7 protein-coding genes and 1 tRNA gene are annotated in these 10,881 nt (G+C 35.7%); 7 read left to right on the forward strand and 1 reads right to left on the reverse strand.

The genetic code is table 11. From position 1 onward, the window contains the following. Positions 1-236 precede the first annotated feature (236 nt). The 4 genes from ilvA (at position 237) to C6H08_RS11800 (ending at position 5,509) form a co-directional block, all read left to right on the forward strand. Positions 237-1,472 carry a threonine ammonia-lyase gene (gene ilvA / locus C6H08_RS03000; protein ID WP_034580088.1) on the forward strand — a complete coding sequence of 412 codons (1,236 nt, stop codon included), beginning with the start codon at positions 237-239 and terminating at the stop codon, positions 1,470-1,472. A gap of 20 nt (positions 1,473-1,492) precedes the next feature. Beyond that, positions 1,493-2,521: a glycosyltransferase family 2 protein gene (locus tag C6H08_RS03005; protein ID WP_034580087.1), complete on the forward strand. Its 1,029-nt coding sequence runs from the start codon at positions 1,493-1,495 to the stop codon at positions 2,519-2,521. Between the two features lie 9 nt (positions 2,522-2,530). Beyond that, positions 2,531-4,012, forward strand: coding sequence for a glycosyltransferase (locus C6H08_RS03010; RefSeq protein ID WP_034580086.1), 1,482 nt, complete (start codon positions 2,531-2,533; stop codon positions 4,010-4,012). A 72-nt stretch (positions 4,013-4,084) separates the two neighbouring features. Beyond that, positions 4,085-5,509 (forward strand): hypothetical protein, encoded by a 1,425-nt coding sequence (locus C6H08_RS11800; RefSeq protein WP_233708460.1) that lies wholly within the window; start codon positions 4,085-4,087, stop codon positions 5,507-5,509. A 222-nt stretch (positions 5,510-5,731) separates the two neighbouring features. Here C6H08_RS11800 and C6H08_RS03020 read toward each other — a convergent pair whose 3' ends face one another. After that, entirely contained in the window at positions 5,732-7,891 is a 2,160-nt protein-coding gene (locus tag C6H08_RS03020) for a carbon starvation CstA family protein (protein ID WP_034563744.1), read from the reverse strand. Between the two features lie 318 nt (positions 7,892-8,209). Here C6H08_RS03020 and C6H08_RS03025 point away from each other — a divergent pair, with 318 nt between their 5' ends. The 3 genes from C6H08_RS03025 (at position 8,210) to C6H08_RS03035 (ending at position 10,196) form a co-directional block, all read left to right on the forward strand. Next, entirely contained in the window at positions 8,210-8,551 is a 342-nt protein-coding gene (locus C6H08_RS03025; protein WP_034579046.1) for a Spx/MgsR family RNA polymerase-binding regulatory protein, read from the forward strand. Then, the gene (locus C6H08_RS03030; RefSeq protein WP_034563740.1) at positions 8,548-10,038 is read left to right on the forward strand and encodes an SH3 domain-containing protein; all 1,491 of its coding nucleotides are present in this window, start codon (positions 8,548-8,550) and stop codon (positions 10,036-10,038) included. The genes C6H08_RS03025 and C6H08_RS03030 overlap by 4 nt, the downstream gene beginning before the upstream one ends. 70 nt (positions 10,039-10,108) lie before the next feature. After that, positions 10,109-10,196 (forward strand) — tRNA-Ser (locus C6H08_RS03035). Positions 10,197-10,881 lie beyond the last annotated feature (685 nt).

The following is a 10,881-nucleotide window of genomic DNA, read 5'->3' on the forward strand; positions in this document are numbered from 1 at the left end:
CAAAAAATACACTGATGACACAAATTTTGACACATATATATACATTTTATGCCCTATTTTGCGGACTTTGGATAGAATTGTGATTCTAGCAATTAAATTTTAAGCTATTCTTAAGTTTTAAATAAAGCTTTATTTAAGCTAGATTATAAACAATAACAAATCCATAAAAACAACTTTCTCAAAACATGATAAAATACGCATTTATTTTTACTTAAATTTATATTTACGGAGAGAATATGGGCTTAATAGAACTTGATAGCATTAAAGCTGCTAAGAATAGATTGCAACATATAATCATGCAGCACCCATTAGCTTATGCACCGCGTTTAAGCAATATTGCAAATGCAAAGGTGTATCTAAAAAAAGAGAATTTACAACCCACAGGGGCGTTTAAAATACGCGGGGCGTTTAATAAGATTGCAACATTAAAAGAGCTAGATAGCAAAAATAATACGCAGATTCTAAATAAAGGCGTGATATGTGCAAGTGCGGGTAATCACGCACAAGGCGTAGCCTTTAGCGCACAGCATTTTAATACAAGGGCAGTTATCGTTATGCCAGAATCTACGCCGCTTTTAAAGGTTATCGGCACAAAGGCTATGGGTGCTGAAGTAGTCTTAGCGGGGAATAACTATGATGAAGCTTATGAGAGGGCACAAAAGATAGCACAAGAAGAGAATCTAAGCTTTATCCACCCTTTTGCTGATATTGATGTGATGGCAGGGCAAGGCAGCATTGCCCTTGAGATGATAGCAGAAGAAGCGCTTGATGTCGTGATAGTGCCAATAGGAGGTGGTGGGCTAATTAGCGGTATAGCAAGTGCCTATAAAGCCCTATCGCCAAAAACGCGTATCATAGGTGTGAATGCAAAAGGTGCAAATGCAATGAAGCAAAGCTTTTATGCAAGAGCTATGCAAAACTCAAGCAGTGTGAAAACTATCGCTGATGGGATAGCTGTGCGAGATGTGAATGAGATGACTTTTAACTGCATTATGTCCTGTGTTGATGGCATTGTAGAAGTAGATGATGAAGAGATAGCAAGTGCGATTTTATTCCTTTTAGAATCTCAAAAGCTAGTGGTAGAAGGGGCTGGAGCTGCAAGCGTTGCCGCCCTAATGCATCATAAAGTAAAGATTAGCCCAAATGAGAAAGTCGGCGTGATTCTAAGTGGTGGAAATATCGATGTAACCATGCTAAATATTATCATTGAAAAGGCTTTATTAAAGAGTGATAGGAAAATGAAGTTTCAAGTAATCCTTGTAGATAAACCCGGAAGCCTTCAAAATCTAACCGAGCTTTTAACAAAAGAGGGGGCAAATATCGTATTTATCAACTATTCACGCATTAGCACAAAGCTTGAATATGGCGATGCTATTGTGGAATTAGCCCTTGAAATTAAAGGAAAAGAACATAAAGATTCTGTATATAAGATTTTATTAGAGCATGGGTATCAATTCAGCGAAATGCCCTAAATATAACACAAAGGATTCTCATGTTAGCCCTATCTATAATAGTCCCTATCTACAATGTAGAAAAGTATCTAAAAGAATGTCTAGATTCTATACAAGCACAAACTTATAGCAACTTTCAAGCCATACTTATAAATGATGGTAGCACAGATGAAAGCCCCAAAATAGCACAAGAATACGCACAAAAAGATTCTCGCTTTATCCTTATAAATCAAGAGAATAAAGGCTTAGGGGCAGCTAGAAACACGGGGTTAGAATACATTTTTTCAAAGCAAAATACCCAAGATACCGCATACATTGGCTTAGTAGATTCTGATGATGTGATAGCTAAGGATTATTATGGCAATCTTATCTACTGCCTTGAAGCAAATAATGCCCTAATCGCAAAGAGTAGAAATATCTGCGTATTCCATGATGATAACTATAATAAAGAGATTTTCACAAAGACACAAGAGAGAGAAAGGGGAGTCATGCGTAAGATTACGAGTAAGAATCTTACCGATAAAATCGATCCATGGCGAAGTGTCTTTAGTGCATCTTTGCTAAAAGACTTGCGATTCCCGCCTGTGAGATTTGCAGAAGATGTGCCTTTTGGTGTATGTGCGAATATGCTAGCAAAAGAGATTGCCCTAACAAAAAGTGCGATATATTTCTATCGCTTAAGGGCTAACTCACTCACAAAGAAAACCCACCCACCACAAGAGTTTTTTAACGCCTTTGCTTTTATCTATAACTTTTTTAAAGAGCATGATTTACTGCATACCTACATTTTGCCAACGCATATTTTACGCCCATCGCAAAGCTATGAGTATTTAGCAAAAGATTCTAATTATTTAGGGCTTTTACAAGAGTTTATCCACTCTTTAGAGATAGAATCTAGTGTGCTTGCTAAAAATAAAGTGCTAGATTCTGCCCTTAAGGCAAAAACACTTGATGAGTTTTTAGCTAAAACACAAACCTTTAAAGAATGGCGGCGTAAAAACTTCCGCATAAGCCTTAATAAAAAGCATAAAATCATTACGCTATTTGGCAAAACGCTTTACAATCGCTAAAGGATTCCCATGAAAAAAATCTATATCATTCTCAAAGATATTACAGAATCTGGCGGGGGCGAGAGAGTATGTGTCAATCTCTCTAATGCGTTTAGTGAGATAGGCTTTGAAGTGAGTGTGATTAGCTTTTTTAGATTCCAAGATGAAATCCCTTTTGCATTACATAAAAATATCAATATCCGCTTTTTATCACACACCACACCAAAGAGTAAAAACCCATTGAAAAAGCTTTTTAATAAAAGCATTTATCGATATATTTTAAGCAAAAAGATAGATACAATCGCACAGCAAGAAAAGCCTGATATTGTCCTAGCAAATGATGGCTGGTATATCCCAAAGGCTAAAGTAGATTCTATACAATATATCCGCCTATGGCATCTAAACGCACCAAAAAAGATAGATAAAAGAAAGCAAAAGATATTTAATCTCTTTGATACCTTAGTCGTGCTTTCATCTCGTGAATTAGACAAGTGGCAGAGCTATCATAAAAATGTTAAAGTTATTCCAAACTTTCTGCCTAATATTTCACAGAAAAACACAGATTCCAATCAGCATAGAATCATATCCGTTGGGCGTATGGATAGGGGCGATCAAAAAGGCTTTTTAAGACTTATAGATATTTGGGAAAAGGTGCAAGAGAGAATGGGTGGGCTGCGGGGTTTAGGGTGCAAAAATGATGAAAATTTAGATTCTAATCTTTGTTATGCTAAACCTACTTCTTGTCATACCGACTTTACCACTTGTCATACTGAATCTTCCATTTGTCATACTGAATCCTCCGCTTGTCATGTTGAACGAAGCGAAACATCTAAAAACACAGAATCTAAAAAAGATATTTCGTGCTTATACACTCAAGATGACAAGATAACAATTCAAAACGGCAGCCACGAAAAAAACTTAGAATCTAAGCAAACCAGTGCGGAAGCAGTTTGCGATGATTTTAAGAGTTGTGAAGCCTTGAGTGCAAGGAGTTTATTAAACATAAATGACGAAGCACGAAAGGCAAACTCTCTTAAAGGGGCGGAAACTGCAACGCACAAAAAGGCTTTAGAATCTTGGCAGCTTATCATTGTCGGCGATGGAGTCTTACAAGAACAAATAGAATCTAAAATAAAAGCCAAAAACCTACAAGACACTATCATCCTAAAACCTTTCACAAAAGATATAGAAAAAGAGTATTTAAACGCAAGTATTTACGCAATGACTAGCTATTTTGAGGGTTTCCCTATGGTGCTTTTAGAATCTTGCTCGTATGCCTTATGCCCCATTGCCTTTGATGTAGCAACGGGTCCAAGCGATATTATAGAATCTCACACAAGCGGTTATCTTATAGAAGATAATGACTTGCAGGGTTATGCCGATAAACTTTTTACGCTAATGAGTGATAAGGAAAAACGAGAATCTATGGGATTAAAAGCAAAACAAAAAGTTGCCACAACCTTTAGCAAAGAAGCGGTAATAAAACTATGGCAAGAGATATTTAATAGCTAGATATAATACATAGTATTTTAATAACATACAAACTTACATGCTACAATGAAACTTTACAAAAAAAGGACAGCAATGCAAAAGAATATTATTTTACTTGGCGGTAGTAATTCTGTTATGGGTGATGGATTACAAAAAGGCATACAAGATTCACTCAATGATAAAGGCGAGTTTGAAGTGTATAACTTTGGGCTTGGGGCTTGCAGTGTGATACAAAATTTTTATGAGCTAAAACGCAAACGCAATAAAAAGATTTTTGAAAATGCGGCATTGATTATCACAGAATCGAATGTAAATGATGTATATAATGTCTTTGAAACTCATGAGAAAGTGCCACTTGATATTTTCTATCGCAATCTATCATGGCATTATAAAGAACTTTATTTTTTAAACAAAAAAGTAGTTTCCTTATTATTACCGAATGAATTTGAAAATTATAGATTAATCAATAATATGCATAGGAAGCTGTGTGAAGAATATGGATTTAATTGCATTGATATGCAAGAATATTATGAAGATCATGCTTTACAAGAGTTTGGCAAAAGGATTGATTGGGCACATCAGCTAGAAAGTATTATGCAGAGAGTAGGCAAAAATATCATAGATTCCATAGAGATTTTTCAAATGCCAAAAAAGCTTACAATAATAAATGATAATCCAAAATTTTTTGAATGCACTCCAAAAGATATGATAGTAAAAAGGGGTAAAATAAAAGAGGATTATCTCGTCAATTCAATGTATGGCGAACAGATATATAGACTAGATTCTAATACCATTTTAGCATTTCCTAAAAAAATGCAAGACTGCTGTCTCATAGGCTTACACACGTGGAATAATACAAGAGAGTGGAAAGAGAACTTCAAAGAACCAAAAGGTTGGGACGAATGCTCTCTTAGCTATGCAAGTTTAGAGCTATGCAATGATATACATAGTAATGATACATGCAGTAACGCATACAATGGGGGGGGGGGGCAAAGCATTATAAAAGAGACAAATATATTAAATTGTGTGATTGAGGTGCAAAACCCTTTCTTTATTAATGAAAACACACATTGTAAAATCAGTAATGGTAAGGCTAGTAAAAAAGAATATTATCACAATGCAAAAAGCTGGGAAAAAGATTCTCATAAAATCTCATTTTGCGATATTATTGCTTTCTTTTGTGCTACAAAAGAGGGTAACTATCACACAGAAACTCTGGACTATGAAGCCCTATCAAAAGAAAATATAAAAATCTCAACACAATATAATTACAATCACATACTCCCACCTATAGAAAAATATAAAAGACTGATAGATGAAGTTTTATCGCATAGAGATATTATTATTGAATATTTAATAAAAACAGGGGCTAAGGAACTAGAATCTAGCATTCACCCCACAAAAGAAACATATAAGCACACCCAAAATACATATTTCAATCGACTCTTACATAAGATAAAACACAGAGCAACCATGCCATACATTAAGCACAAACTCCGCAAGATGTTTAGAGTTTAATATGTGAGATCTTAAAAATTAGCTTCCGGTGTTTCAGGGCTTTATTATGGTTTAACAAGCCAAGCTTAGCAATTACACTACAATTTTACCAAAACTTTTGGAAACTTTATGGCAAAAATACCATATATCTTTCCACATGAAAATACGCAAGGAATAGCACAAACCATATCTTGCATATTAGAATCTAATATTACATATAAATTTGACATTACTGAGAAATCACTACTTCATCGCTACATAAGGTTCTTCTCGTAATGGATAGCTAAGCTGTCCGCTACTAGACTGCCTTGCGATCCTTAAGGCTTGGATAAGCACAAGCAAGGTTACACACATAAAGAATATACAAAGTATCGCATTAATAGAGTTATTAATCACGCCTTGCTTCATACCTGCTATATCTTGCTCATTCTTTGCTATTTCCATTTCACGCAATTCTTGCAGACTTTTGCCTTCCATGTTAAGCGTAGGATTAGCCTTACCCTCTTTTAAGTCTTTATTTGTTTGCTCTAGGGCGGCTATCTTTGCGTTTGTATTCTGCACGAAGGCTACATGGCTTACTGCATCATGTATCTTTTCGCCATTTGCAGGAAGCACTTTTTGCACTCCAGCATAAAGCGTGGCAATAAGCACAAATGTTACAGGCATAGCTACAACCCAAGCATATCTGCCTCTTCCCATTTTGAAAAGGATTGCCATTACAAGTAGTAATGCCATAGCAGCTAACATTTGATTACTTACACCAAAGAGTGGCCATAGCGTATAGATACCACCTTTTGGATCAATAGCCCCTTGATAGAGAAAATATCCCCAGCCAGCTACACAAAGTCCAGTAGCAATCAAGCCAGCAGGAATAGATTCTAGATTCCCTAAAGGCTTATATACATTACCTAAAATATCCTGCACCATAAAGCGACATGTGCGTGTCCCAGCATCAACAGCGGTAAGAATAAAGAGTGCTTCAAATAAAATAGCAAAGTGATACCAAAACGACATGGAAGCCGCTGAAAAAAGTGGCACTTGAGAAATGATAGTCGCAAGTCCTATCGCAAAGGTTGGCGCACCACCTGTGCGGCTTAATATAGTATTTTCACCGATATTTTTTGCAAGTTCTGTAATGTCTTGTGAATTGACTGCAAATCCCCAGCTAGATATAGTTTGTGCTACACTTACTACATCTGTGCCAATAGCAATAGCAGGGGAATTGATAGCAAAATATAAGCCCGGCTGTAAGATACACGCAGCAATTAAAGCCATAATCGCAACAACAGATTCCATAAGCATAGAGCCATAGCCAACCATTCTAGCATGTGTTTCATTCTCAAGCATTTTTGGCGTAGTCCCAGAGCTAATTAAAGCATGGAATCCACTTATAGCACCACATGCAATAGTAATGAATAGGAATGGGAAAAGCTTACCAGCAAACACAGGACCAGTGCCATCAGTGTATTGTGTGAATTTTGGCATTTGCAAATCAGGGGCAACAATAAGGATAGCTACCGCCATAATTACGATAACCCCAATCTTTAAAAAAGTGCTTAAATAATCTCTTGGTGCAAGCAGTAGCCATACAGGTAAAACTGCCGCAACAAAGCCATATCCCATAATGATTAAGGCAAGTGTTGTTTCTTTAAAATGAAAATAACTTGATAAAACTGGATCTTGTGCCACAACTTGCCCATAATAAAGTGCAAACATAAGCAACACAAAGCCAATAATACTAGCTTCACCAACACAGCCGGGTCGTAAAAATCTCATATATATACCCATAAACATAGCAATAGGTATAGTCATAGCAATGGTAAATGTCCCCCATGGAGAATCTGCTAAGGCTTTTACTACAACCATCGCAAGAATGGCGATAATAATAAGCATGATTCCAAAAATAGCAAGCATAGCAAAGCTACCAATAGTATTACCCATTTCTTCTTTTATCATTTCACCTAGTGATCTACCATTGCGGCGAGATGAGATAAATAGCACGACAAAATCATGCACCGCTCCAGCCAAACAGCCACCTACTAAAATCCATATCATAGATGGTAAATAGCCCATTTGTGCCGCAAGGATAGGTCCTACAAGCGGTCCAGCCCCAGCAATGGCGGCAAAATGATGTCCAAACAAAACGGCTTTATGTGTGGGAACAAAGTTTTGCCCATCATTGTTTAAAACTGCGGGTGTAGCCCTTGTGCTATCAAGTCCTAATACTTTATTTGCTATAAAAGCACTATAAAAGCGATAAGCAATAGAATAGATACAAATCGCAGCGACAACAAGATAGAGTGCGGAAATCTTTTCGCCATTATGCAATGCTAACACACCAAAGCAACATGCTCCAATGACAGCTATGGCTATCCATAGAATCTTACTCATACCATTCATCATTACCCTTTAATGTAAAATATCCTGCCTTAGCGAATTCATTTTGACATTCTGTAAATCAAGTTGCCAAAGACACGAGTTGGCTATATAATATATAAAAAAGCATTTTTTCTGTAAAAATGAAATACTTTTTTACTCAAAATTACAAGCATGTATAAAAAAGTATCATTTGTGTTTTATATTGTAGTTTATTGATACAAACAAAAATAAACACAGCGATGATGGAAAATAAAAATGCTTTTTATACTTTTGCATAGAATTAATATGAATAAATGGTAAGCTTTTTGCTTTATATGATTAATTTCGCATACAAGGGATACAATGGAGTTAATAGTATATGGCATTAAAAATTGTAATAGCATGAAAAAAGCATTTGCTTTTTTGGATGAAAATGATATAGCATACAGATTTCATGATTTTAAAAAAGAGGGGTTAGACTTAGAATCTTTAAAGGCTATACTTGAATGTATAAGCTTAGAGAATCTCATAAACACTAAAGGCACAACCTACAAAAAGCTAAAAGAACAAGGCATAAAGGATATAACGCCTGAAGTTGTGTTGCAGAATCTAAGCGTGATAAAACGACCACTTATTGTGAGTTATGAAAATGGGGTTATACAAAAAGTTACTACTGGATTACAACATTTAGAAGAGTTGCTATGAAAACTTTTGTCAAGATTCTTATTGCAATATATGTATGTTTGTCAAGCCTTAAAGCACAAGAAGGCATTAATGTTAATATACTTTCTGGCACAGATAATTCACAAAAATTTAATCCAACAGAATCTATGCCATTTCAAATACAAAATCTTAATGTAGCAAACAAGGAAGAATATCTAGCAAAGTTTTATGCTGTGTGGGATATAAATAAAATCAGTAGCAATAAAGATTCTGTATTTTATATCGTGCCATCACTACAAAATGCTCTAAATTATCATAAAGAGCTAGAAGAGCTAAAGAAAAAGCCGCCAAAGAAAAATGCGAAAAATTACGCGAAGCTAGAGAGAGAATATAAAGCAAAGATGGCTTCACTCGAGCAAAGGATAAAAACATTGCTTGGCATTGGTGAGAATCTTATGCCAAATACGCTTGATGAATTTGAAGAGATTCTAAGCAATATGAATCTAGGCGAATTTTTACGCAAACCACAGGCTGGAATAATCGTCCAAGCTACTTCTGTGAGAGCCGTGCCAACGCATAAGCCGCGTTATAAAAATAAAGATGATTTTCCATTTGATAGATGGCAGAATAGCTTTATATTTGAAGGCACGCCCGTAATGATTTCTCACTTTAGCAGTGATGGGCGATATGCGCATATACAGGGACCTTTTGTATATGGCTGGATTGATACGCGTAGTGTTGGACTAGTGAGTGATAGTATGCGTAAAAGAATCCTTAGCTTTGAATCCTATAAGATTCCAAATAGGGATTTTATCCCCTTGTCTTATCAGAATCAATGGGTGCTTGATGCGCGTGTAGGACAGATTTTCCCCTACAATAAACGACATGACACGCTTATAACCTTTTACAAGGATATAGATAATTACGCACAAATTCGTGAAGTGGAGTTTGATCCTAATCTATTTTCAGATTTTCCCATGCCTTTTAGTGAAGAAAAAATGTCATCACTCATTCATACTATGCTAGGGCAGAAGTATGGTTGGGGCGGTTTGCTTGGCAATAGGGATTGCAGTGCTTTTACGCGTGATAGCTTTGCATCTTTTGGAATCTTTTTACCACGCAATTCCGCTGCACAAGCACAATTTAAAGGGCAATTTGTGAATCTATCTAAAATGACAGAGAGTGAAAAAGAAGAATATATCATTGCAAATGCAAAGCCCTTTGCAAGTATCATTTGGTTAAAGGGGCATATTATGCTTTATCTAGGACATGTCAATATCAAAGGCACACAAAGGGCTATTGTAGCCCATAGTGCATGGGGGGTTAGACCTGTCATCAATAATAAGCAAGAAGATATTAGACTAGGTGGGGTGCGTATTACAACGCTTCATATAGGTGGGGCATTTAGCTCAAATGTGGCAATGAAAAATACCCTGCTTTCAAGGATAGAGGGCGTTACAAATATTTATAATACCGCAGCAAGTCCTAAAGCATTAGATTTATTATCTGGTATTAATATCTCACATTAAATGTAGGCGTAGTTTGCAAAAAAGTAATTTTTTGCTATAATTGCGTGTCTTACAGAGTCTTTTAATTTATAGAGGGGTGTCCGAGTGGTTGAAGGAGCACGCCTGGAACGCGTGTAAAGTGCAAGCTTTCGAGGGTTCGAATCCCTTCCCCTCTGCCATAACTTTCTTGTGCTTAGTTCTGCTTATTTTCTATGAATATTTTTTAATCATCATGCAACTTCATAAACTTGTTATATCTTTTCTCATAGATAATATGACAAAAATCTTTTGAGTTTTTCAACTCAAAAGAATAAATCTTAAATAAAACAAAGGAGTAAAATGAAAAATAAAAAAGCTCCTAAAGGAGCATATAAAAGGAGTGGAGAGTAACAAAAACTTCACAATTTGTGGGGTTTGGCAAAGTTTTTGAAGCTATTAGGTGTAGGGAAATTGGAGGGGGTAACCTAACCTAATAACTACGCCCTAACATTAGGAACGCGATGAAACTATACATAAAAAATAGTTATTTGTCAATAAAAATGTAAAAAATACTTTACATTTTTGTATATTTTCATAACACAACCCCTTATAATTGTATGAAAATGGGATTTTTAGATAAATCTCTATATGCGTAATGGTCTCTTATCAATCAAATTTTATACAAATACAATGCCTGTTGAATAAGTGATTTATTAGTTAGAGATTTCGTCGTTGAAGTTATTAGCCCATTAGATTCTAAAGCTAAAAGAAATTTATGTAGTGAAAGTTATAAGTAAATAAAATCGTAAAAAACTTTGATATCCAAAGCTTTATCAAATAGAAATGGTTAAAATTCTCCCTATAACCCCTATCTTCTCCCCCTTG

The sequence above is a fragment of the Helicobacter bilis genome (assembly GCF_900198365.1).
GTDB classification, from domain to species: domain Bacteria; phylum Campylobacterota; class Campylobacteria; order Campylobacterales; family Helicobacteraceae; genus Helicobacter_A; species Helicobacter_A bilis_B.

Excerpts from the sequence above, each read along its gene's own strand:
- ilvA (WP_034580088.1), top strand. The coding sequence starts at position 237 with ATGGGCTTAATAGAACTTGATAGCATTAAAGCTGCTAAGAATAGATTG.
- C6H08_RS03005 (WP_034580087.1), top strand. The coding sequence starts at position 1,493 with ATGTTAGCCCTATCTATAATAGTCCCTATCTACAATGTAGAAAAGTAT.
- C6H08_RS03010 (WP_034580086.1), top strand. The coding sequence starts at position 2,531 with ATGAAAAAAATCTATATCATTCTCAAAGATATTACAGAATCTGGCGGG.
- C6H08_RS11800 (WP_233708460.1), top strand. The coding sequence starts at position 4,085 with ATGCAAAAGAATATTATTTTACTTGGCGGTAGTAATTCTGTTATGGGT.
- C6H08_RS03020 (WP_034563744.1), bottom strand. The coding sequence starts at position 7,891 with ATGATGAATGGTATGAGTAAGATTCTATGGATAGCCATAGCTGTCATT.
- C6H08_RS03025 (WP_034579046.1), top strand. The coding sequence starts at position 8,210 with ATGGAGTTAATAGTATATGGCATTAAAAATTGTAATAGCATGAAAAAA.
- C6H08_RS03030 (WP_034563740.1), top strand. The coding sequence starts at position 8,548 with ATGAAAACTTTTGTCAAGATTCTTATTGCAATATATGTATGTTTGTCA.